We start from the raw sequence: 22,937 nt of genomic DNA on the forward strand, positions 1-22,937 counted from the left end.
TCCAAAAAAAGCGAAGCTTTTTTTTCGTTCTAACTTGGAATTTGGAATTTAAAAAATTGGAATTTAATTTGAAAGACTTTTCCTGTAAATACAAATTTATGAATAAGTTAGTATTCAAGTTAGCAATTTATTCACTATATTTGCACGCAATTCAACTAGAAATTGCAACATGATAGCACACAACTCCAAGATTATCGGCGAAGGTTTGACTTACGACGATGTATTATTAGTACCTAACTACTCGAATGTGCTTCCCCGCGAAGTGAGTATCAAATCGAAATTCTCAAGAAACATTACATTAAACGTTCCGATTGTATCTGCTGCTATGGATACAGTTACAGAAAGTGCAATGGCAATCGCTATGGCACAAGAAGGCGGAATTGGTGTTTTACATAAAAATATGACTATCGAACAACAAGCAGGAAAAGTTCGAAAAGTAAAGCGTGCTGAAGCGGGAATGATTATCGATCCGGTAACATTACCAATGAACTCTACTATTGCAGACGCAAAAAATGCAATGAAAGAATTTGGAATCGGTGGTATTCCAATCGTTGACGAAAACAAAATCTTAAAAGGAATTGTAACCAATCGTGACTTACGTTTCGAGAAAAATGGTGCAAGACCAATCGTAGAGGTTATGACAAGCCAAAACTTAGTAACAGTTTCTGAAGGAACATCTTTAGAACAGGCAGAAGTAGTTTTACAAGGTCATAAAATCGAAAAATTACCAGTTGTAAACGATAAAAATGAATTAGTTGGTTTAATCACTTTCAGAGATATTACAAAACTGACTCAAAAACCAATCGCAAACAAAGATTCTTTTGGTCGTTTAAGAGTTGCTGCTGCAATTGGAGTTACTGGAGATGCAGTTCAAAGAGCTGAAGCTTTGGTTGCTGCAGGGGTAGACGCCATTATTATTGATACAGCTCACGGACATACAGAAGGTGTGGTGAATGTATTAAAAGAAGTAAAATCAAAATTCCCTCAAATAGACGTAGTGGTTGGAAACATTGCTACTCCAGAAGCGGCTAAATATTTAGTAGAAAACGGAGCAGACGGAGTAAAAGTTGGAATCGGACCTGGTTCTATCTGTACTACTCGTATCGTTGCGGGTGTTGGTTTCCCTCAATTCTCAGCGGTTTTAGAAGTGGCTGCGGCTATTAAAGGAACTGGAGTTCCAGTAATTGCAGATGGTGGAATTCGTTATACAGGAGATATTCCTAAAGCTATCGCTGCAGGTGCCGACTGCGTAATGTTAGGTTCATTATTAGCAGGAACAAAAGAATCTCCAGGAGAAACTATTATTTTTGAAGGAAGAAAATTCAAATCTTACCGCGGAATGGGATCTGTTGAAGCAATGCAGACAGGATCAAAAGACCGTTATTTCCAAGATGTTGAAGACGACGTTAAAAAATTAGTTCCAGAAGGAATCGTTGGACGTGTTCCTTACAAGGGAGAATTAAACGAAAGTATGCTTCAGTTTATTGGAGGACTTCGTGCAGGTATGGGATACTGTGGTTCAAAAGATATTCCTACTTTACAAGAAACAGGACGTTTCGTGAGAATCACTTCAAGCGGAATCACTGAAAGTCATCCGCATAACGTAACAATTACAAAAGAAGCTCCAAATTATTCTAGATAATTTTTAGTCTTTATATAAAACAAAAGGCATAAGATTTAAATCTTACGCCTTTTTTTATTTGATTTTACTAATTCTGGCAGTTTGCTTTATGCTTGTGGCAGAGTTTAATTTAATGCCAAATTCATCTTGTTTCAAGTCAAACATAAGCTTCATATCTATGGCGCTTTCGCTCGCAAAATAATTAGGAATGTCGTATGTCATTTTTCCGGTTCCGGTTCCTGAGACAATAATGTTGTTTAAGTTTTCTGATGAAACATTTGCCGTATAAACCTGATTGATGTCAAAATAAGCATTTTTGTCAACGATATTTGTTAGTTTGTAAATAGTTGTGATTGACATATCAATGTTAAGTGCTCCAATTGGAATTGTAAGAGGGCTTTCCTGAGAAAATGCTTCGCCAACTTTTAATTTTTTTTCTGGTAATGCAAGTTGGGAAAAAGAGCTTTTTACGATTTCAAAAATAGTGTTTTTAGATGCTTCATCAAGATCTTTTGCAACAATAGAATCCAATTTTGGCAATGCAGAAATTGATCCTTTCCCGTAGATTAAAGTGCCATTCGGGATTATAGTATTTCCTTTGTTGTCTAAAGATTTTATATATTCAATTACAACAGGAAAATTTCCTTCTGCATTTGTTTTGCCAGTTTTAAAAACTGACTCCATGTCGATAGTAGAATTAGTTATTGTCGGGTTTTTTACGCCAGTAGATTTTAATGTATTGAGAAAATCTTCAGATCCTTCATAAGTAAGTTCGTATGAAGCTGAATTTGTCATTGTTTGATTGTAAACAGTTTGAGGTGAGAACCGTATTTTAAAATCTAAAGTTTGATTGGACTGACCGTAATTTAAAAATGTAACGGAAGCAAAAAGAAATAAATATAGTTTTTTCATAGGTAATTCAAAGCGCTTTTTTCGCTTAGAGAACGAAAGTAAGAAATAAAAACTATTTTATACAGTTAGAATGGTTTTCTTTAAAAGTAAGTTTATTCTTTCTTAATTCTTCCAAGAGTTTTGGCAGACTGCTTGGGCCTATTCCATGCAAAGACATAATTTCTTTTTGAGTAAATTGAGATAAATCTTCCGCAGTTTTAATGTCCTTACTTTCCAAAGCTCTTCTTGCCGGCGCAGATAAAACGGATAAAAGTCCGGAATTTGGTTTTCGTTCCGCTTCACAAATAGGGCAAGTAGGACAATCACTGGTTTTAAAATAGTGATGCCCTTTTTTACAAGTTCTCTTATTTTTTGAAATATCGCTCATAACTATAAAGCTATGAAATTTATTTATTCTTATTCGTATCGGCTGTTCAGAATATCTTCCGTAACAATATCAGAATGCAGTAAATCTTCCATTTTCTTTGTCATGCGTTGTGCTTCTAAGGCGTAACCAAACATTTTCTTTTCATAATCAGCAATTGCTTCGTCAATTGTTTCAAATTTTCCGTTGGTTAAATTCTCGGTCAAATGGAAAGCATAAAATAAACCCATATTTACACCTTCGCCAGCAAATGGAGGCATTAAGTGAGCTGCATCACCAACAAGTGTAATGTTTGAATGTTCTTTCCAAGATTCTTCTAAAGAAAATAAACGCAATGGCAAACCAGAAAATTCAGTTGATGCAGCAAAGAATTTTTTATAATCATCTGTCCAATTTTTAAAAGTTTCGTTCAAAAAGGAAATAACAGATTGATCATCTTCAAAATCAATTCCGTGGTTTGAAATCCAGTTTTCATCCGCTTTAAAAGAAACACCAAAATGTACAGAACCGTCGCGCATGGTATGTGTGTAAAACATTTTATGTTCGCCCATTGCCATGACATTTCCGTTTCCGTATTTAGGCTTAAATTCGGGATAATCTTGATCTGGATTTGTAATTTCTCCTTGAATGATATATGTTCCAGAAAGCTGGGGTTCTTGATCGCTTACAAATTTTCTAGCGTTTGATCTTCCTCCATTTGCTACAATAACAAAATCTGCGATTGTTTTTGTGCCGTTTTTGAATTCTAAAATATATTGGTTCTCTGTTTTTTCAAGATTGACCAATTGACTGTCCCAAACAACAGTGCCTTCTTCAAGATTATCCAGCATAATTTTTCTAAGATCGTTTCTGTCAATTTCTGGACGTGAAAAAGCATTGGTTTCGTCTGGCATTTCATCAGAAGTTATGTTTCCATCTATATCGGCCATTTTTTCTCCAGTTGGTCTTGCATATTTGTAGAATTCATTCATTAAACCTGCTTTCTGAATTGCATATTGACCAGAATCGGAGTGAATATCCAAAGTTCCGCCCGATGTTCTGGCTTGAGCATCAATGTCTCTTTCGTAAACCGTAACATCGGCACCATTAATTTGTAAAATTCTTGCCGTTGTTAATCCGACTGGACCACCACCAATAATGGCTATTTTTTTATTTTCTATAATTGAAGTTTTCATTTTTATTGAAATTAATATTGTAATTGTTCTGTGACTTAACACAGAGTGATAAAGTATTTAGAATTTAGAATTTAGAATTTAGAATTTAGAATTTAGAATTTAGAATTTGGAATTTGGAATTTCGGATTTATTTATGGAGTAAGCGCCTTTAAAACCAGATTAAAAGCGTTAGTTTTAATCTCCTCATTGAGAACAAAAGATTTTCCAGACATGGATTTTCCATCTCTATGAAATTCTAAAAGAGAATAAAGCGAGCCGTAAGCAATACTCCAAAATACTTCATAAGGAACAGAAATAAGTTCTTTTCTTTCAATTGCCGAAACCATAAATTCGGTCATCATTTGTTTGTACTTTCCTGTTACTTCTTGTATGATTGCATCACCATGAGTAGAATGTCTTAAAAGTTCAAAACAGGTTGCCTGTAGTGTAAAATTTTGATTAAAATAAATACGGTTTTCCCATTGATTTCGTAATCCGTCTCTAAAAGACATATCTGTAGAGAAACCGTCAAACATCTTTTCAAAGAAGTTCTGGCCAATTTCAATTCCGATTTTACGAATCAAATCTTCCTTGTCTGAATAATAGATGTAAAGTGTCGCAACAGAAATGCCGCATTCTTTAGCCAAACGATTCATTCCAAAACCTTCTACGCCTTGCGTGACAATCATTTCTATTGCTTTCTGCTTTACAATTTCTTCTTTATTGATATCTCTTGTTCTCATAATTTTAATTAATTACGGTACAAAGATATGAATAATAAATGAACGATCGCTTATTTTTTTTTTTTTGAGATTCTAAGATGCTGAGATTCTAAGATGCTGAGGTTTTGAGGTGTTGGGTTTTTTAGGTTCAAAGGTTCAAAGAGACAAAGGTTTTTAAGGTTTGGAAATGGATTACCTCCAGCTTTAGCTGGAGGTTGAAAAAAGGACAAAGAGAAGGGCTTTAGCCAAATTTTAAGCTTAAAAGCAAACAAAAAAAAAGCTGAAACGATATTGTATCATTTCAGCTGATTATGTATTTAGAATATATTTTTACAGAGTTTTTGTTGGCTCGGCTTCTCTTAGGTTCTGATTTTCTAAGATTTCTTTTAAGTACGGCGTTACTGTGTTTTCAATATCGCCTTCAGAGATGTTTAAAGCTTCTGGATCTGATGCCAATTGTAGCCACGGTTTTGGGCCATCAAAATTATAACTTCCAAAAACTACCACAGGCGTACCTTTTACTTTTACATTTTCTCTGTCTTTTAAAATCCATTCGTCGGCAAATTTATAGAGATATTTAGCGTCTTTTTCTAATAGGCGTAAGCAAGAATGTGAGGCTGGATAACCAGGTAAAGCATATTCGTGAAAACCAACTCCCAGTTTATTTTCAATGTTAAAGTTCCATTTTAAATCCCATTCGTCATTAAAAGTGCTTGTGGTTTGTTCGGCTTTCCAATTGGTGAAAAACAATCCAGTAGGAGTAGGATCTTTTTTTCTTCCCATATTGGTAGGACCGGTACGAACCAATTCACCATTTTCGTAAGCAGCAAAAGTTTGGGTTGGATAAGAAAAGAGAATAATTTTTGAAACTTCTTCTAGAGCCGAAACATGAAGCGGAAACGGAAGATAATAGACCAAATCTCCGCTAAAATCTGCTGGAATTACAATAGAATCTAATTTCTTAAAATTAGCTTTATCTGTTCGGTTTAAAGCATAAACAACATCCATTTTAGAGCTGTCAGCTTCATTAAGCTTTAGCCATTCTTTTGTATTTGTTATTTTGTAAGAAACTGTTTCAGGTTTTTTGTATTCAATAACCTTTTTTTTCTCTTTTTTATTTTCAGTCAATGTTATAGTATCGGTTTTTTTGCAAGAACCTAATAAGACTAACATCAAGATTAGTGTGGCGTTTGCTGTGTAATATAACTTTTTCATGGGTGCATTTTTATGAATACAAAGTTATAAATCTGATAGCCAAAAAGAGTTACATAATTTTTTGAATTGGTTTCGGGATTTACATTAATTATAAATTTATCTGGTACTGGATTCTTTTCGTTTTAATTATTTTATTTAATTCTTCAAGTGTTAGTAAAACATAATTTGATGATTCATTATGTAAAGAAATAAAACAAAATTTATATTGGTTGCCAAGTTGTGTTGCTAAAGCAAATTCGCTTTCAGTTGCTCCAAAGAAAAAACCGTAAGGTAAATTGACTAATTTTTTCTTTGTAGTTTTTAATTCGATCAAAATAATGTTACTTATATCTTCTATCTCAATAATTTTTTCGAGATTAGTATGACCAGGAATTAAAACTAAGTCAAATGCTCTTGAGTATTTTTTATCTATGTCAAGTAAATCAAGTATTTTCTTTCTGCTATCCTTATCTGGTTTAATAAAGTTAACATCAGATTTAACTAATAATTCCAGAGCTTCATTTTCGGATTTATTGTTACTAATCGTTATAGTGTAAGAAAATTTGTTTGCCAATTTTTTTATTAAATTTAAAGAGTATGTAGTTTACGATTTTAAATTAGTCCTTTAATTTTTGCATGCTGCAAAAGCATAATAGTTTTAGCATCAGTAATTTCTCCAGATTCAATCATAGAGTAAGCTTCATCAAAAGTATATTCTAAAACTTCGATGTTTTCTTGTTCTGCGTCAAGTCCGCCACCAGAGCTTACTTTCATACTTTCATCATATTCGCCAACAAATAAATACAAAATCTCTGTAACAGATCCTGGAGACATATAGGTTTCGATTACTTTTTGAACTTTTGTTAAACGATATCCTGTTTCTTCTTCAGTTTCGCGAATAATAGCTTGTTCTGCATTGTCTTTATCTAAAAGCCCCGCGCAAACCTCAATCATCATTCCGGTTTTATTTCCGTTAAGATAGGTTGGTAAACGAAATTGTCGTGTCAGGATAACTGTTTTTTTTGCCGTATTATATAGCAATATTCCTGCACCATTTCCGCGGTCGTAAACTTCACGAATATGTGATTCTACTTTTTCGTTTTCTTTTGTGTAGTTAAAAGTAACTTTGTTTAAGATATACCAATTGTCTGATAATAACTTGGTCTCTGTAATCTCAATTTCAGGATTTTTTCTCATGTCAGTAGTAAATAGTCAAAAAAAACGCTCTGAAAATCAGAGCGTTTAAAATGTATTATTTTGTTATTGTTTGCTTTCTATCTGGTCCAACCGATACAATTTTGATTGGCACTTCGATTTCTTTTTCAATAAACTCAATATATTCTTTTAGCTCAATTGGCAATTGATCGTAAGTTGTCAATCCAGTTAAATCTTGTTTCCATCCTTTGAACTCTTTGTAAACTGGAGTAACATTTTCTGGTTCAATGTTATAAGGGAAGTGAGAAATGTTTTGTCCTTTATAGTTGTACTCTGTACAAACTTTTAAAGTTTCAAAACCAGAAAGTACATCACCTTTCATCATCATTAACTGAGTAACTCCGTTAACTTGAACTGCATATTTTAAAGCAACAAGGTCTAACCATCCGCAACGTCTTTGTCTTCCTGTTACAGAACCAAATTCGTTCCCTACTTTTGCCATTGTAGCACCAACTTCGTCAAAAAGTTCAGTTGGGAAAGGTCCGCTACCAACACGTGTAACGTAAGCTTTGAAAATTCCGTAAACCTCTTTGATTTTGTTAGGAGCAATTCCTAAACCTGTACAAGCTCCAGCAGCAGTAGTATTTGATGAAGTAACGAAAGGATAAGTTCCGAAATCAACATCTAATAAAGATCCTTGAGCACCTTCGCAAAGAATAGATTTTCCAGCTTTTTGAGCTTGGTGCATGTATTCTTCACTGTCAATGAAATCTAATTTCTTTAATTCTTCAATAGCTTCAAAGAATTCTTTTTCTAATTCAGCTAAGTTGTATTGAATATTAACATCGTAGAAAGCAATCATAGCTTCGTGTTTGTCCGCCAAAGCTCTGTAACGCTCTTTAAAATCTTCTAATTCGATGTCTCCAACACGTAAACCATTTCTACCTGTTTTATCCATGTAAGTTGGCCCAATTCCTTTAAGAGTAGAACCAATTTTAGCTTTACCTTTAGAAGCTTCAGAAGCCGCATCTAATAAACGGTGAGTTGGTAAAATTAAATGTGCTTTTCTAGAAATGATTAATTTACTTTTGATATCAAGGTTGAATTTTTCTAAACCTTCAATTTCTTTTTGAAAAACTACAGGATCAATTACAACACCATTTCCGATAACATTTACTGAGTTTTTATGAAAAATTCCAGAAGGGATAGTTCTAAGTACGTGTTTAATTCCGTCAAATTCTAATGTATGTCCTGCATTTGGTCCTCCTTGGAAACGTGCAATAATATCATAATTTGAGGTAAGTACGTCAACAATTTTTCCTTTACCTTCATCTCCCCATTGTAATCCTAGTAATAAATCTACGGTCATTCTGTTTTAATTTGCGTTGGGACAATCTAAGTCGTCCTACTGATTATGTAGTTAATTTTCTTTTTTTATTTTTTTTGAAAAAGTCTAATTGAATAGACTATGAATTTGAATTTTGCTTTTTGTTTCCGTAGAAATAAAGCGAATGATTAGTGATTTCAATATCAAAAATTTCTTCGATAGTCTTTTTGATAGTTTGAATTCTTGGATCACAAAATTCAATTACTTCTCCCGAATCCGTCATAATGATGTGATCATGCTGTTTATCAAAATATGATTTTTCGTAGTAAGCCTGATTTTGTCCAAATTGATGTTTTCTAACCAAAGCGCAGTCTAACAATAACTCGATCGTGTTGTATAAAGTAGCTCTACTCACACGATAGTTCTTGTTTTTCATCTTGATATAAAGGTTTTCTATATCAAAATGCTCCTCGCTATCGTAAATTTCCTGAAGTATAGCATAACGCTCAGGAGTTTTGCGATGCCCTTTTTGTTCAAGATATAGTGTAAAAACATTTTTTACAATTTCTTGATTCTTAGTGTTGTCAGTTGAAATAAGTGTCATATCCGGCAAAGATAATTTTTTATTTTTAATGAATAAAAGTTTCGGGTTTAAAGTTTCGTTACAAAATTCTTATAGTTTCCCTAAAAAGTTAGGTTCTGTACTCTCGAGTAACCTTATCGACTCCGTCAATTTTCTTAATTGCGCTAATCATTTTTTTCAAAATCGTATTGTTTTTCACAATTACAGCAACTTGTCCATGGAAAATTCCAGCATCCGTACTTAGCGAAATACTCTGAATGTTTACACTCATATTGTTTGAAATTACCTTTGTCAGCTGGTTGGTAAGTCCTAAAACATCCATTCCTGTAATATTGATAATGGCTTTGAATTCTTCTTGAGAAGAGTCAATCCATTTGGCACTCATAATTCTGTAAGCATAATTAGACTGCATTCCAATAGCGTTTGGACAATCTTTTTTATGCACTTTTATTCCTTCATTAATGGTAACAAAACCAAAAACATCATCACCAGGAATTGGGTTACAGCATTGTGAAAGTTTATAATCTAACTTGTCATGTTCGGTTCCAAAAACCAGCATGTCATAATTGCTGCTGATGACTGGTTTGTGAATATCCTCGTCTGCAGTGTCTTTTGTTCGTTTGATTTTATTTTTGAAGAAATTGATAAACGAATTGCTTTTCTGTGCCGCATAATCTTTTAATTGCTGATTTTCGATCGCACCAATTCCGACTCTATAAAATAAATCTAAACTTGTTTTTAATTTGAAGAAATTAACTAACTCGTTTGTTACTTGTTCGTTGAATGTAACTTTTAGGTGTTTTAATTTTCTAACAAGTAATTCTTTTCCTTCTTCTGCAATTTTTTTAGTGTTCTCGTTAAGAACGTTTTTAATTTTATTTTTAGCTCTCGAAGTCGTTACGTATTCTAACCAGTTTACAGTTGGTTTCTGGTTTGGAGAAGTAATTACTTCAACTTGATCACCGCTTTTTAGTTCGTAATTCAAGGGCACTAGACGTCCGTTTACACGAGTTCCGCGAGTTTTAATTCCGATTTCAGAGTGGATGCTGAAAGCAAAATCAAGAGAAGTAGCGCCTTTTGGTAACGATTTGATTTCTCCTTTTGGAGTAAAGACGAAGATTTCTTTAGAATATAAATTCATTTTAAAATCTTCCACAAAATCAACCGCATTCGTTTCTGGATTTTCAAGGGCTTCACGAAGAAGATTCAGCCAAGTATCCAGACCGCTTTCTTCTGTCGCGCCGTTTTTATATTTGTAATGCGCTGCGTAACCTTTTTCGGCAATTTCATCCATACGTTCGCTTCGAACCTGAACTTCGACCCAGCGTCCTTTTGGTCCCATTACGGTAATGTGAAGGGCTTCATAACCAGTTGATTTTGGAGATGAAATCCAATCACGCAAACGGCTCGGGCTCGGTCTGTAATGATCTGTTACGATGGAATATATTTTCCAGGCAATAAATTTTTCTTCGTGCGCATCAGCTTTATATACAATTCTAAGCGCGAACTTGTCATAAACTTCATCAAAGGTTACGTTTTGAGCGCGCATTTTTCGACGAATAGAATAGATAGATTTTGGACGCCCCTTAATAATATAATCTACACCTTCATTGTCTAAAGATTTTTTTAGAACATCCGAAATATCTTTGATATAGGCGTCTTGCTGTTCTTTAGTTTCACGAATCTTACTTACGATATCCTCATAAACTGCCGGTTCGGTATATTTTAGTCCTAAATCCTCAAGTTTGGTTTTAATGTTATAAAGTCCTAAGCGATGAGCTAGGGGAGCATAAATGTATAAAGTTTCAGATGCGATTTTGGTTTGTTTGTATTCCGCCATCGAATCCATTGTTTGCATATTATGAAGACGATCGGCAAGCTTAATTAAAATCACACGAACATCATCATTCAGTGTCAGAATCATTTTTCTGAAATTCTCAGCCTGCATTGAGGCATTTAAATCTTTTTGAACTAAAGATATTTTAGTAAGACCCTCAACTAGCTGCGCCACTTTCGGATTGAATAAACGCTCAATATCTTCTACAGTCATTGGTGTATCCTCTACAACATCGTGCATTAAAGCCGCAGCGATAGAGGTCGCGCCCAGACCAATTTCTGAGGCAACAATTTTTGCAACTGCAATAGGATGAAAGATATAAGCTTCGCCCGATTTACGTCTCTGATCTTTATGAGCATCAACGGCAACATCAAAAGCTTTTCTAATTAATTTCTTGTCAGTAGGGCTTAAAGTTTGATAACTTATTCGAAGTAATTCCTTGTATTCCTGCGCAATAGCTTTGTTTTCTTTTTCTATATCTATTTCTGTCATAACGGCATAGTTCAAGTACTAAAAATAAGAATTAGTTTGAACATACGCAAGGCCATATGATTGTAGATTTTAGAGTGTAGATTTTGGATTTTTGAAGGAATAAATTCCAATTTTTTTAAATTCCAAATCCCAAATTCCAAAGGAGCAAAGCGACTTTAGAAAATCTAAAATCTAAAATCTAAAATCTAAAATCTAAAATCTAAAATCTAAAATCTAAAATCTAAAATCTAAAATCTAAAATCTAAAATCTAAAATCTAAAATCAGAACCCCCTCTGTCTTTTTGCTTCAAAAATTAGAATTGCAGCAGCAACAGAAACGTTCATGCTGTCGATTTCTCCTTGCATTGGGATAATGATGTTTTGAGTTGCTTCATCTCGCCATTGCTGAGTTAAGCCCGTTGCTTCTGTGCCGACAACCAAAGCAGTTGGAGTAGTAAAGTTTTGTGTATGATATGAAGTCGAATTTTGTAAAGTGGCGCTGTAGAAATTGATCTTTTTTTCTTTCAAAAAAGCAATAATTTCTTCTGATGTTCCAGTTGCGATTTGGTTGGTAAAAAGACATCCAACGCTTGAACGGACAATATTCGGATTGTATAAATCGCTTTTTGGATTGGCGATTAAAACTGCGTCTAGATTTGCTGCATCTGCAGTGCGTAAAACAGCACCGATATTTCCTGGTTTTTCTAAAGATTCTACCACTAAAATCAGAGGATTGTCAGATAATTTTAAATCAGATAATTTTAAGGATTTGGTTTTCGCTATGGCTAGAATTCCTTCCGTTGTATCTCGATAAGCCAGTTTTTGATAAACTTCTTTGTTGATTTCGATAATCTGAAACGGATTCTGAATCAGCTTATTGATTTCTGATTCTGAAACTAATTCTGGTAAGAATAAAACCGTTTCGATTTCGTAACCACCTTTTATGGCTAATGAAATTTCGCGTTGTCCTTCAATCAAAAACGTTCCGGTTTGTTTTCTGGCTTTGGCTTTTTCTTGAAGTAAAACCAAAGATTTTATAAACGGATTTTGAACTGAAGTAATTTGTTTCATTTTTTTAAGCGACTAAGATTCTAAGGCGCTAAGGTACTGAGTTTTTTTCTTCCTGCAAGGTTTTTAAAACCTTGTAGGTATAATAGTAAAGTTTGTTTGCCACGACCCGAGCGACAGAGAACGGGTGAATCATTTTTACAAATTTTACGAATTGTAATAATTTTTCGCCACAGATTAAAGAGATTCTCACAGATTAAATCATTTTTAATCCCTTAATCTGTGGCAAAATAAAAATAGAAATTCGCGAAAATTCGTGGAATTCGTGGCTAAAAAAACTATTTCTCAAAAACTTCTTTAATCTCAGTTTCAACAGGATGATCGGTTTTGAAATCATATCCCATTAATTTTGCTAATGTTTGAGCAAATTGTTTTTGGTAGAATTGTGATTCTGTTTTGATTTCGCCTTTTGGAGTAATTTCTGGTCCCATTGCAGCAAACCAAATTTCTGAAGCACCCGGAATATCAGAGCCGTGATCTGTCCATTGTGCTTTTACTTTGTCTCCACGTCCGTGATCGACGGTTATGAAAAGCGTTGTTTTGTTTTTGTATTGCGGATCGTTTTGAACAAAATTCCAGATTTCCTGAATCCATTTATCGACTTGATTGGCTGCATCCAGATACGAACGATATTGTGCATGATGTGCCCATTCGTCAGTTTCACCATAAGCGATATAAAGTGCTTTTGGTTTTTTATTTTTTAGCTCGTCTAAAGCTTGATAATGCGTAAAAACATCTAAACATTCATCCATGTGAAATGGTTTATATGAATTGTCACGCATTTCATTTAATAAGTTCTGAGCTGCTGTTGGTTTATTTCCGCCTACTTTGTCAAAAGCTGAAATTACAGGAAACCCGCTTCTTTCTTCATTTAAGATTCTGTCGAAAGCATCCCATGCGCCAAAAGCGGCAACTTTTCCTTTCAGCTTAGACTGTTTATTTAAAAATTCCAGAACATTTACGTTTGGATTGGCTTTGTAACCGTTTGAGTTGACTTTTACATCTACATTTCCAGTCATGATTTCACTATAGCCAGGATAACTAAACCAATACGGATTGGCAACATCAACTTTATTTCCTAAATCTCGGTTCCCGTAAATCTGACCTTTAGAAGCAATTTCAGACCAGAAAAAAGGCATTAGTTTTTTACGAGCTTCTTTGACATTAGCATCGCTATATTTTTTATAAATGTAAGCGCTGTCTCCTTGATTGAACTTTTTATCATTGGCAATTGCTGGATCGATTCCTTTAAAAACTTCCTGCCATCTAAAGCCATCAGTAGTAATGATAATGATGTTTTCTGTTTTTTGCGCTTGAGATTGAATGCCAAATAAAACGAATAGAATTAGAATTGTTTTTTTCATTTTTATCTGTTTTTGAGTTGTTATATTCAGATTGTTATTTTCTTTCAAAACTAATTTAATAATAAAGATAACAGTAAATCCAATCTGTAAAATAACCATAAGTTAACAGATTATAAAAAATACATTTATTCTAATTCATTAAAAGAGTTAACCTTAAATAAGAGTTGTAATTTAATCGGATCTTTTTTTGAGTTTGGATAACTTTCGGCATTAACTCTTTGTTCAAATACTTTCATGATATCTAAATCCAAATCGTCTTTAATGGCATATTCTATTTCGTTTTTCTTTTCCTTTAGTACAAATTGAACTCTTATTTTTCCTGCCTTTTGGGAGTTTTTAAATAGTTCTTCAAATATTACATTTGTTTTTTCAATGATTAACTTGAGATCTTCAAATGAACTATTTTCGACTAATTCTGCATCAGAATTTAGAAAAATGACTTGTTCAAGTTTCGTTTCTTTTTCTCCTTTCGAAACAGAATCAACGATTTCCCCATTTTGATAGACTACAGTTGCATTAGGTTTGTTTGATTTCGGGGCTTCGTCTAACCACATTAATTTTAAATTTTTCTTTAAAAGATTCAAAATGTAGTTGTGCTCTTTTGTTTCCACAATTAATAAAGGTTCATCAATATCAAAGGAAATTACCGACCAATAATATATTAGCTCTTGAGGAGTAGCTTTTCTTATTGTAAAATCGTTTGCAACTTCGGTTTTAAACTCATCCCATATAATTTTTGATTCATTAAGATCCTGACTCAATTTTCCGTCTAAGATTTCATTATCAACATGAAATTGTACTTTCCTTCCTTCGATATTTTGTATTTTCTTATTGTCTTTAAATCTTTTCCATAATACAGGACCAATAACTAGATTGTCTTGTAATAATTTATAATCAGAATTGTTAGATAGATTGTCAGCGATTAGTTTTTTTGCTTTTTCTACCGTTTTTGTATCAGCATAATTGTAAACGATGCCTTTCGGTATTGTGATAGTCTCTTTTTTTTGAGCTTGAGTTTTATAAATTAATAAAAGAAATAGAATAAGGCATATTTTTCTCATTTTTAATCAATTTAAAATTACTAATCGTTCTGATTTCTTCAAAACTAATTAATTTAATTTATCTAATTTTACCCAATAACGTGATGCAACTATAAATTGGTAAAAATAAATTTATAGAATCCCTCTCGACTTAATCTCCAAATATTTATTAATCGCGTCAAGCGTAAGATTTTCTGGTTGTGTCAAAACAGAATGGATTCCGTATTTCTTCAATTCGTTTACAATTAATCGTTTTTCAAACATGAATTTTTCGGCAATTACTTTGTCATAAACTTCCTGAATTGTAGTTGTTTTTTTATTGATGATGCTATTTAATTCGGTATTACTAAAGAAAACCACAACCAATAAATGGCTTTTGGCAATTCCTTTTAAATAAGGCAATTGACGGTTTAAACCGTCCATGGTTTCAAAATTGGTGTACAGAATTATTAGACTTCTCTGATTAATGTTTTTCTTAATGTCAACATACAATCGGCTGTAATCGCTTTCGAAGAAATCGGTTTTTACATTGTATAAAGTTTCGAGGATTTTCTGCATTTGCGATCCTCTTCTTTCGGCAAAAACTCTGTTTTCTACTTTTTTAGAAAAAGAAAAAAGTCCTGCTTTATCTTGTTTTTTCAGAATGACATTGGATAAAACCAAAGCCGAATTAATTGCATAATCTAATAGACTTAATCCGTCAAAAGGCATTTGCATTACTCGCCCTTTATCGATTGCCATATAAACAGATTGCGATTTTTCGTCCTGAAACTGATTGACCATCAGCGAATTTCTTTTGGCTGTTGCTTTCCAGTTTAAAGTTCGTAAATCGTCGCCCTGAACGTATTCTTTAATCTGTTCAAACTCCATGGTATGACCAATGCGACGTATTTTTTTAATTCCGTATTGAAATAAATTATTCGAAAAAGCAATCAAATCGTATTTTCTTAATTGAATATAAGAAGGATATGTTGGAACCATTTGATCCTTATCAAAAGTAAATCTTCTCGAAATCAATCTTAATGGCGAAGAAACATAAATATTCAAAGAGCCGAAATGATATTCTCCACGTTCTGTCGGACGAAGATCATAGCCAATTTCTTTTTGTGTTGCCGCTTTTATTGTTTTTACGATTTTGAAATCGCGAACTTGAAATTGAAACGGAATTTCATCAATAATTTTAACCGAAACAGGGAAAGTATAATGGTTTTTTATATTAATCTTTATCGGATTTAAATCTCCATTTGATAATTTTTCGGGAGTAATTCTTTCGGCTTCTAGTCCAGTTCTTGCCAAGTACAAAAGCAAAATATCAAGCCCTAAAAAAGTAACTAAACCTAAAACCAACAGCCAGACTGCGTGGTACATATTCGGAAAAATGAAAGCGCAGATAAACAATCCTATAATGCCAATGAGCACATAGAAAAAGAAATTGTTCAGATATAGACTTTTTATGAATTTCAAGTTTTCTCGGTTTTATGTTTTTTCTAATAAATTTTGGTGAACTCATTAAAATCAAAGCCTTCTAAAGAAGCTATTTTCCAAGCTCCGTTTTCTTTGATGGTTTTCACTTTGTATTTAAAATCGCCTTTCCACGACCAGGTCCAATCAAAAGAAGCTTTATCGTTTTCAATCTTCAAGTGATTAATCGTCATTGTTTTCCAAAAATTTTCTGGATTGTCTTGACAATTGCACCATGGATTAGAATCACTTCCAAAAGGAGGCAAATCTCCTTCAAGCCATTCTATTTTTTTAGTTTTAAGATTAGAATCTATTCGTAAAGCGATTTTATTGTAATTGTCTAAAAACTGCTGCGAAAAGAAATTGGTTTTCTTCAGTTCTTCCAGTCTTTTTTTATGTGAGTTTAAATCTAGGCCAATGTATTTGTCTCCTTTTTTGTTTGCAAGAGGATTGAAATCATTGTTGCTATTTTTAGTTTCTACCCATTCGTAAAGTTTCTTTACTAAAGTTTCAATTTCCTGTTTGTCATTTTTGAAATAAAAAGAATCTTTTTTATTTTTAAAAAACGCAGCATTTGATGACTGAAAAGCAATCAACAATAATAGAGAGAATGATATAAGAAGTTTAGACGGTTTCAATTTTTTATAGTTTTTATTGTTTCAAGTTTCAGGTTTCAAGTTTCAAGTTTGCTCTTCTTTGTTAGGCTGAGCGGAGTCGAAGCCCGTTGTGCCCTTCGACTTCGCTCAGGGTGACAATTGAGATGTACAAAGTTTTCGCTTTCAAGTTTGTCCACCATTCACCATTAACAATTTATCATTAACAATTCACAATTAATAACTACCTCGGGATTTCGACTGTTTCAATAATTTGTTTAATAATTTCTGAACTAGTAAGTCCTTCCATTTCACGTTCTGGCGCTACGATGACGCGGTGCTGTAACACTGGAATCGCAGCTTCTTTTATATCTTCTGGCGTTACGAAATCGCGTCCGCGGATTGCAGCAAAACCTTTCGAAGCATTCAAAATAGCGATTGAAGCACGAGGCGAAGCACCTAGATATAAAAAGGCATTTTCGCGTGTGTTTACCACAATTCTAGCAATGTACTCCAATAAGTTTTGTTCTACTCTGATTTGCTTTACCAAACCTTGATATTCTTTGATTTCTTCAGCAGAAAGAATAGTTTTAATAGCGTCGAGTTTTCCGTGGTCTTGCAACGAATGTTCTCTCTGAATAATTAAAATCTCTTCATTCAATTTCGGATAATCAATCGTGATTTTAAAAAGGAAACGGTCCAATTGCGCTTCTGGCAAACGATAAGTTCCTTCTTGTTCAACAGGGTTTTGGGTAGCAATTACTAAAAATGGCGCTTCCAATTGATAAGCAGAACCGTCAATTGTAATTTGGCGTTCTTCCATTACTTCAAAAAGTGCAGCTTGTGTTTTTGCAGGAGCACGGTTGATTTCATCAATTAAAATCAGATTAGAAAAGATTGGCCCTTTTTTGAATTCAAATTCTGAGTTTTTCAGATTAAAAATAGAAGTTCCCAAAATATCAGAAGGCATTAAATCGGGCGTAAACTGAATTCTGCTGAAACCGATATTTAAAGTTTTAGCTAATAATTTTGCTGTAATTGTTTTGGCAACTCCAGGAACACCTTCTAAAAGCACGTGACCGTTTGACAAAATAGCAACCAAAAGCTGATCTACCATTTTGTGCTGTCCTACGATTACCGTTTCAATCTCTTTTTTGATCGTGTTTACGTGATCTAAAAGAGGTCCTAAATTAATTCTCGTTTCAAAATTCACATTTTCATTTGTGATTTCGCTAGATGTTGTATTGATATCGTCCATAATTTGGTATGTTTTTTTATTTTTTTGCCACAGATTAAAGGATTAAAATGATTTTATTGAAAACTAATCTGTGCTAATCTTTTTATCCCGATAGCTATCGGGAGTGGCTAAATAAATTAATGTAAAATCTTTTCTATTGCTGTGTTTATTTTAATCAAATCTTCTTCAAGACTTCCGTGATAACTGTTTCGGTGGTCATTAATTAACTGAACTACATCGCGAATATCTTTTTCATCTTTTCCTGTTTTATAATGTAATTTGGTTATAAAATCGTCATCGAGTTTGGTGGTGTCAAGCAAATAATCGGTTCTAATTTTTTCTAAAAAGTAAATAATCTTTTTATCAATTATATTGGTATGATCACCTTCTTGATAATATAGATTTCCAATTGTTTTGGTAAAATCAACAGTTAGATTCTGCAATGGTTTTATGATTGGCACGACTCGCTGTTTGCGTTTTGCATTAAAAATCATAAAAATAAGAATTCCAAGTAAGCCTAAATACCAAGCCGATTTTAAAGCGGGCTGACTCCAAATATAACGCATCGGAGAGCTTGAAATTCGTTTATCGTTAAAAGTTTTGTTGTACCAGAAAATATTTCCTTTCGGGATATAAGAAAGAACGTTTTCAGCATACTGATAATAATCTTTTTTGAGCAGATTGTAATTGGTAAAAGCCACTGGCTGCGTGTGCAGATAGAGATGGCCATTTTTGTATGGAACTTCAATAAAATTGACTTGTCTTTTGTTTTTACTGCTGATTTGATATCCCAGAACTTTTGTGTTTAAAGTATCTATTTTAGAAAAATAATCGCTTAATCCGGTATTAAAAGTATATTTTTTTGCGCTTACTTTTTTGTTTGCCATCCAAACCGAAATGCTATCATTGGGCATAAAATCGGTTTTCAGTTCGATTTTTAAAGAATCTAACAGCGCTTTTGGAAATACTTTCATACTTAGAAAAGCATTGTTTCCATGAGAAACAAAGTATAGAATTTCTCTCATTGATCCTTCGTCAATATTATCGACTTCAGAAATGTTCATGAAAGAGCCTTTAATTTTATACTTTTCTACATTTTCTCTAGAATCATATTGAGAGTCCAGATATTCATAAGGAGTCTGCGTAGAAATTCTTTCTATTTTCTGCTTAAAAATACCATCAGCTTCTTGGTCAAAAACGTATAATCCGAAAGGGATTTTATCTTCAACAGAATACGTTGGAGTCCAATCAATAGGTTTTGGCTGTCCTTTATCTACGAGTAATGTTATTCCGAAAATTAAAACCAGAATAGCAATGTATATTTTAACTTTATTATCCATTACCAAAGGTTTTTAATGCTTTTTTAAAACTATTTTCAGTCTTTCTGAATGTTGAATCATCAATTTCAAATTCGCCATACCAAATATAATTGTATAGATAAGAAAGATAAGTAAACTCTTCTTTGTGAGCAGGATTATGCAATTCATACAAATAATCGGAATTGGTCTTTTCGATATCCCATTTAATATAATGATGCTGTGCCATTACTTTCAAGAGCCATAAATAATAGTATCGCACAGCAATTCTTTTTTCGCCAGCCTCGACACTTTCTTTAATAAGTTTTTCAAAATCTAAAAGATGAATGTTTTTCTCGGCATCGGAATAAAACAGCGCTCTTTTGTCGGCATTCTTTCCAAAAATCCATCTTCCTTCTCGTTTGATTAATGCTTTGACGATAAAATAAATCAAGGTAATAACCACTAGAATAGCTATTATTCTAAATAGAATAGAAACAAAATCTAGAGACGTTTTTACGCTGCTAAAATTAAATAAGTTGGCAATTTGTCTAGCGAGCCAATGCTTAAAATGATCCCACCAGTTTTTTTCGGGTTCTTTGTATTCGTAAACAAAGTCCTTATCGGTATATTTTTTCTTGAAGTTCTTTTCAAAATGTCTAGCTTCTACAGCTCCAGAATCTACCTTGATATCTTTTTCAGTAAACTTAATACTAACAATTTTTGGAGGATCTTCTTCAACCAGAGTATCTTGGGCACATACTGGGCTCAGACAGAAAAGAAAATATAAAATAATAACAAACCTATTCATTTGTAGTATCTCCGATTAAATCAATTGATTTAGATTCTTGTTTGTCTCCTGACTCTAAACTATAGTAAATCATTCCCTGATTCACTATAATGATGTTGTTGAAAATGTTGCCAAGAATAATTAGCACAATTACAACAATCGTGATAAAACCGATCAACAAAGGCGAAGGTTCTATAGAGTTTGTATGGTCTGAAGCAGAATTTCCAATTAAATAGGCCAAAGCGATAAACATACCCACAAAGTATAAACACATTGTTATGGCAAACTGAACAAACTGCATTATCATCATAATAATAAAGGTTGTTCCAATTGTGTTCCAAAAATCTAGTTTTATTAAATAGTAGGCATGTCTTAGAGATTCAAAAAAACGTTTTTCTTCTGTCAGATAACTGTAAAAATGTAGGTTTAAAAAGGTAAACAATGCCGGCAGCGCAATCATAAGCAACGGAATCCCAATAATAATGAAGCACAGAAAGAACAAGATGATCAGTGCAATTATTAAAATCGGAAAAACTAAAAATAAATAGCCTATGCTAAACTTTATTAATTTAAAAAGAACTTTAAAAAAGCTTGCCGAGACATCATTCACTTCAAAATCTTCTTTGCCAGCGCCGATCATTTTTAAATATAAAACCGGATAGGCATAATTAAACAATGATGTAATAAAGAATAAAAGAATGCAGATAAACATCAGTACCACTACTAATCCTTCATTATGATTGAAATATTCAAGGAGATCATTTTTTAATTGATTGTTTTCAAGACCAGAATTTTGAATATGTTCAAAATTAACTTTAAGGAGTGTATAAATTACTATTGCAAAAAGAAGTAAAAATGCTCCATTTGTAATAAAAAAAATCTTGAAAAAGTTCTTTCCGTAATTTTTGAAAAAAGTAAAAGTATCGCCTAGATTATCACCTAATTGTCTTTTTCTGTAAAGCTCGAACATTATAAATGAATTGGTTTTGAAGTTATTTTTTTGTGTACAATAAAAGGGTAAATCAAGTAGTAAAACGAAATTATTGCCAATGTCAATAGGATAATGAAACTACTTAGCCAATTGGGCATATCGATAGAATATCGTGTGATAAAACCTTCTAAAAATCCTGCGCTTATGGTAAACGGAAAAGTGCTTAAGAATATTTTAAAGCTGTTTTTGAAACCGATTTTAAATGAATTTAACCTAGAAAAAGTTTTAGGAAATAGGATAGAAGCACCTAAAATAAATCCAGCTGTAGTTTCAATAACAATGGCAAAAATCTCCATAGAACCGTGAATCCAGATGCCTCGCACACTTTTCCAGAAAACGCCCTGTTCGTAGAAAAAATATTGAAAAGAACCCAGCATAATACAGTTTTGAAGAAAAACATTAAAAGTTCCGATTCCTGCAAAAATGCCGTAGAAATAACATCTGGCGCCTACAAAAAGATTATTGACCGTGATGCCAATAAAACTTCCCCAATTGCTGCCCGAACCATACACGGCCATTGGATTGCCTTTTTTGATGTTTTCTAAAGTCATATTTACATAATCGTCGCCTAAAATAAGGCGTACAAAATCACGGTCATAACGAGCAGAAAGAACTCCGATAGAAACGGTAACAAAAAATAAGGCAAATGCATAAACCAAATACCTTCTGTATTCGTAAACCAATAAAGGGACTTCGATTTTAAAGAAATCTACAAGTCGATTCTGATCGGTACGTTTGGTTTTGTAAATTTTTTGATAAATCTGAGAGGCAAGATGATTGAGATACACAACCGTTTTACTTTTAGGGTAATACGTTTGAGCATACGACAAATCATTCATCATTTGAATGTACAAATTAGCTAATTCATCAGGATTTTTTTTAGCTTTACCAAAAATTGCCAGCTCAAACTCGAGCCATTTTTCTCTGTTTTGTTTTATAAAGGCGATTTCTCTCATTGTAGGCTAAAATATGAAATATGTCAGAATTATCTATTAATACGACACAAAATGTCAAAATAAATTTTATCGCTGCTTCTGTAGGCGAAAGGTTAGGTGCTTTTTTTATAGATCTGTTTATTATAATCTGTTATATAACAGCGCTTTCAATAATACTTTTTGACTGGCTGCAGCTCGATAGATTGATGGTCAATTTGGATGGCTGGTCACGCGGTGCGATTTTTTTATTATTGTATTCGCCAGTTATAGTGTATTCGCTGGTTTTAGAAAGTGTTTTTGAAGGGCAGTCACTTGGCAAAAAAATACTGAAAATTAAAGTGGTAAAAATTGACGGCTATCAAGCGGGTTTTGGAGACTATTTAATTCGCTGGTTTTTTAGAGTAATTGATTTTTTTAGTTTTGTCGGACTTCCGGGACTTATTGCTGTTATTACAAGCCAGAAATCACAGCGATTAGGCGACATGGCAGCAGGCACTGCAGTGATTACTTTAAAGAATAAAATCAATATCAGCCACACTATTTTGGAGGACATTGGGGAATCATATGTTCCTACATATCCTCTCGTAATTAAGCTTTCAGACAATGATATGCGTATTATTAAAGAAACCTATCAAAAAGCCGCCGCTAAAAACGACCATGAGGTTATTTACAAACTGGTTGCAAAAATTGAAAGCGTAACAGGAATTAAAAATCAATCTGGAAATAATGGCGATTTTATCCGCGTAATTTTAAAAGATTATAATTTCTATACACAGAATATGTAATTTTTTTCTTTGAAGAATTGTTTGATTTTTCTAATTTT

At 33.1% G+C, this 22,937-nt stretch carries 22 protein-coding genes; 2 read left to right on the top strand and 20 right to left on the bottom strand.

Annotated elements, in window-relative coordinates:
- Positions 1–169: 169 nt before the first annotated feature.
- Positions 170–1,642 carry an IMP dehydrogenase gene (gene guaB, locus PQ463_RS00660; RefSeq protein ID WP_274255829.1) on the top strand — a complete coding sequence of 491 codons (1,473 nt, stop codon included), beginning with the start codon at positions 170–172 and terminating at the stop codon, positions 1,640–1,642.
- A 54-nt stretch (positions 1,643–1,696) separates the two neighbouring features.
- On the opposite strand, the gene PQ463_RS00665 is transcribed toward guaB, so the two are convergent.
- From PQ463_RS00665 to PQ463_RS00760, 20 genes are all read right to left on the bottom strand, one after another.
- Positions 1,697–2,533, bottom strand: a complete 837-nt coding sequence (locus PQ463_RS00665) for a hypothetical protein (RefSeq protein WP_274255830.1) — start codon at positions 2,531–2,533, stop codon at positions 1,697–1,699.
- A gap of 52 nt (positions 2,534–2,585) precedes the next feature.
- The gene (locus tag PQ463_RS00670; RefSeq protein WP_274255831.1) at positions 2,586–2,900 is read right to left on the bottom strand and encodes a helix-hairpin-helix domain-containing protein; all 315 of its coding nucleotides are present in this window, start codon (positions 2,898–2,900) and stop codon (positions 2,586–2,588) included.
- A gap of 29 nt (positions 2,901–2,929) precedes the next feature.
- A complete protein-coding gene (locus tag PQ463_RS00675; RefSeq protein ID WP_274255832.1) occupies positions 2,930–4,072 on the bottom strand; it encodes an FAD-dependent oxidoreductase in 1,143 nt (380 codons plus the stop codon).
- 131 nt (positions 4,073–4,203) lie between these two features.
- Positions 4,204–4,794 (bottom strand): TetR/AcrR family transcriptional regulator, encoded by a 591-nt coding sequence (locus PQ463_RS00680; protein ID WP_274255833.1) that lies wholly within the window; start codon positions 4,792–4,794, stop codon positions 4,204–4,206.
- A 309-nt stretch (positions 4,795–5,103) separates the two neighbouring features.
- Positions 5,104–5,988 (bottom strand): L,D-transpeptidase, encoded by an 885-nt coding sequence (locus tag PQ463_RS00685; protein ID WP_274255834.1) that lies wholly within the window; start codon positions 5,986–5,988, stop codon positions 5,104–5,106.
- A gap of 88 nt (positions 5,989–6,076) precedes the next feature.
- Complete coding sequence (locus tag PQ463_RS00690; protein ID WP_274255835.1) at positions 6,077–6,541, bottom strand: hypothetical protein; 465 nt, start codon at positions 6,539–6,541, stop codon at positions 6,077–6,079.
- A 38-nt stretch (positions 6,542–6,579) separates the two neighbouring features.
- Positions 6,580–7,164, bottom strand: a complete 585-nt coding sequence (locus tag PQ463_RS00695; RefSeq protein ID WP_274255836.1) for an NUDIX domain-containing protein — start codon at positions 7,162–7,164, stop codon at positions 6,580–6,582.
- Between the two features lie 55 nt (positions 7,165–7,219).
- On the bottom strand, positions 7,220–8,491 hold the full coding sequence (locus PQ463_RS00700; RefSeq protein ID WP_129747286.1) for an adenylosuccinate synthase: 1,272 nt from the start codon (positions 8,489–8,491) through the stop codon (positions 7,220–7,222).
- Between the two features lie 97 nt (positions 8,492–8,588).
- Positions 8,589–9,053 carry a Fur family transcriptional regulator gene (locus tag PQ463_RS00705; protein ID WP_008462215.1) on the bottom strand — a complete coding sequence of 155 codons (465 nt, stop codon included), beginning with the start codon at positions 9,051–9,053 and terminating at the stop codon, positions 8,589–8,591.
- A gap of 88 nt (positions 9,054–9,141) precedes the next feature.
- Positions 9,142–11,361: a RelA/SpoT family protein gene (locus PQ463_RS00710; protein ID WP_274255837.1), complete on the bottom strand. Its 2,220-nt coding sequence runs from the start codon at positions 11,359–11,361 to the stop codon at positions 9,142–9,144.
- 261 nt (positions 11,362–11,622) lie between these two features.
- Entirely contained in the window at positions 11,623–12,411 is a 789-nt protein-coding gene (locus PQ463_RS00715; RefSeq protein WP_274255838.1) for a TrmH family RNA methyltransferase, read from the bottom strand.
- Between the two features lie 275 nt (positions 12,412–12,686).
- A complete protein-coding gene (locus tag PQ463_RS00720; RefSeq protein ID WP_274255839.1) occupies positions 12,687–13,772 on the bottom strand; it encodes an alkaline phosphatase family protein in 1,086 nt (361 codons plus the stop codon).
- 125 nt (positions 13,773–13,897) lie between these two features.
- Positions 13,898–14,833, bottom strand: a complete 936-nt coding sequence (locus PQ463_RS00725) for a hypothetical protein (RefSeq protein WP_274255840.1) — start codon at positions 14,831–14,833, stop codon at positions 13,898–13,900.
- A gap of 111 nt (positions 14,834–14,944) precedes the next feature.
- A complete protein-coding gene (locus PQ463_RS00730) occupies positions 14,945–16,276 on the bottom strand; it encodes a DUF58 domain-containing protein (RefSeq protein WP_274255841.1) in 1,332 nt (443 codons plus the stop codon).
- Between the two features lie 23 nt (positions 16,277–16,299).
- The gene (locus tag PQ463_RS00735) at positions 16,300–16,911 is read right to left on the bottom strand and encodes a DUF3828 domain-containing protein (protein ID WP_274255842.1); all 612 of its coding nucleotides are present in this window, start codon (positions 16,909–16,911) and stop codon (positions 16,300–16,302) included.
- A 199-nt stretch (positions 16,912–17,110) separates the two neighbouring features.
- A complete protein-coding gene (locus tag PQ463_RS00740; protein WP_111377928.1) occupies positions 17,111–18,124 on the bottom strand; it encodes an AAA family ATPase in 1,014 nt (337 codons plus the stop codon).
- 116 nt (positions 18,125–18,240) lie between these two features.
- Entirely contained in the window at positions 18,241–19,443 is a 1,203-nt protein-coding gene (locus PQ463_RS00745) for a DUF4350 family protein (protein WP_274255843.1), read from the bottom strand.
- Entirely contained in the window at positions 19,436–20,209 is a 774-nt protein-coding gene (locus tag PQ463_RS00750; protein WP_274255844.1) for a DUF4129 domain-containing protein, read from the bottom strand. Before PQ463_RS00750 ends, PQ463_RS00745 begins: the two co-directional genes overlap by 8 nt.
- Positions 20,202–21,158, bottom strand: a complete 957-nt coding sequence (locus PQ463_RS00755; protein WP_274255845.1) for a hypothetical protein — start codon at positions 21,156–21,158, stop codon at positions 20,202–20,204. The genes PQ463_RS00750 and PQ463_RS00755 overlap by 8 nt, the downstream gene beginning before the upstream one ends.
- On the bottom strand, positions 21,158–22,135 hold the full coding sequence (locus PQ463_RS00760) for a stage II sporulation protein M (protein ID WP_129747296.1): 978 nt from the start codon (positions 22,133–22,135) through the stop codon (positions 21,158–21,160). The genes PQ463_RS00755 and PQ463_RS00760 overlap by 1 nt, the downstream gene beginning before the upstream one ends.
- A gap of 20 nt (positions 22,136–22,155) precedes the next feature.
- Between PQ463_RS00760 and PQ463_RS00765 the strand changes: the two genes are divergently transcribed.
- The gene (locus tag PQ463_RS00765) at positions 22,156–22,899 is read left to right on the top strand and encodes an RDD family protein (RefSeq protein WP_274255846.1); all 744 of its coding nucleotides are present in this window, start codon (positions 22,156–22,158) and stop codon (positions 22,897–22,899) included.
- The last annotated feature ends 38 nt before the right edge of the window (positions 22,900–22,937 follow it).

The sequence above is a fragment of the Flavobacterium sp. KACC 22763 genome (genome assembly GCF_028736155.1).
GTDB lineage: Bacteria > Bacteroidota > Bacteroidia > Flavobacteriales > Flavobacteriaceae > Flavobacterium.

Bases quoted from the DNA above. Each gene is read 5' to 3' on its own strand.
- PQ463_RS00725 (WP_274255840.1), bottom strand. From the start codon at position 14,833: ATGAGAAAAATATGCCTTATTCTATTTCTTTTATTAATTTATAAAACT.
- PQ463_RS00755 (WP_274255845.1), bottom strand. From the start codon at position 21,158: ATGTTCGAGCTTTACAGAAAAAGACAATTAGGTGATAATCTAGGCGAT.
- PQ463_RS00675 (WP_274255832.1), bottom strand. From the start codon at position 4,072: ATGAAAACTTCAATTATAGAAAATAAAAAAATAGCCATTATTGGTGGT.
- PQ463_RS00710 (WP_274255837.1), bottom strand. From the start codon at position 11,361: ATGACAGAAATAGATATAGAAAAAGAAAACAAAGCTATTGCGCAGGAA.
- PQ463_RS00720 (WP_274255839.1), bottom strand. From the start codon at position 13,772: ATGAAAAAAACAATTCTAATTCTATTCGTTTTATTTGGCATTCAATCT.
- PQ463_RS00680 (WP_274255833.1), bottom strand. From the start codon at position 4,794: ATGAGAACAAGAGATATCAATAAAGAAGAAATTGTAAAGCAGAAAGCA.
- PQ463_RS00700 (WP_129747286.1), bottom strand. From the start codon at position 8,491: ATGACCGTAGATTTATTACTAGGATTACAATGGGGAGATGAAGGTAAA.
- guaB (WP_274255829.1), top strand. From the start codon at position 170: ATGATAGCACACAACTCCAAGATTATCGGCGAAGGTTTGACTTACGAC.
- PQ463_RS00750 (WP_274255844.1), bottom strand. From the start codon at position 20,209: ATGAATAGGTTTGTTATTATTTTATATTTTCTTTTCTGTCTGAGCCCA.
- PQ463_RS00740 (WP_111377928.1), bottom strand. From the start codon at position 18,124: ATGGACGATATCAATACAACATCTAGCGAAATCACAAATGAAAATGTG.
- PQ463_RS00695 (WP_274255836.1), bottom strand. From the start codon at position 7,164: ATGAGAAAAAATCCTGAAATTGAGATTACAGAGACCAAGTTATTATCA.
- PQ463_RS00745 (WP_274255843.1), bottom strand. From the start codon at position 19,443: ATGGATAATAAAGTTAAAATATACATTGCTATTCTGGTTTTAATTTTC.
- PQ463_RS00760 (WP_129747296.1), bottom strand. From the start codon at position 22,135: ATGAGAGAAATCGCCTTTATAAAACAAAACAGAGAAAAATGGCTCGAG.
- PQ463_RS00685 (WP_274255834.1), bottom strand. From the start codon at position 5,988: ATGAAAAAGTTATATTACACAGCAAACGCCACACTAATCTTGATGTTA.
- PQ463_RS00665 (WP_274255830.1), bottom strand. From the start codon at position 2,533: ATGAAAAAACTATATTTATTTCTTTTTGCTTCCGTTACATTTTTAAAT.
- PQ463_RS00715 (WP_274255838.1), bottom strand. From the start codon at position 12,411: ATGAAACAAATTACTTCAGTTCAAAATCCGTTTATAAAATCTTTGGTT.
- PQ463_RS00705 (WP_008462215.1), bottom strand. From the start codon at position 9,053: ATGACACTTATTTCAACTGACAACACTAAGAATCAAGAAATTGTAAAA.
- PQ463_RS00670 (WP_274255831.1), bottom strand. From the start codon at position 2,900: ATGAGCGATATTTCAAAAAATAAGAGAACTTGTAAAAAAGGGCATCAC.
- PQ463_RS00765 (WP_274255846.1), top strand. From the start codon at position 22,156: ATGTCAGAATTATCTATTAATACGACACAAAATGTCAAAATAAATTTT.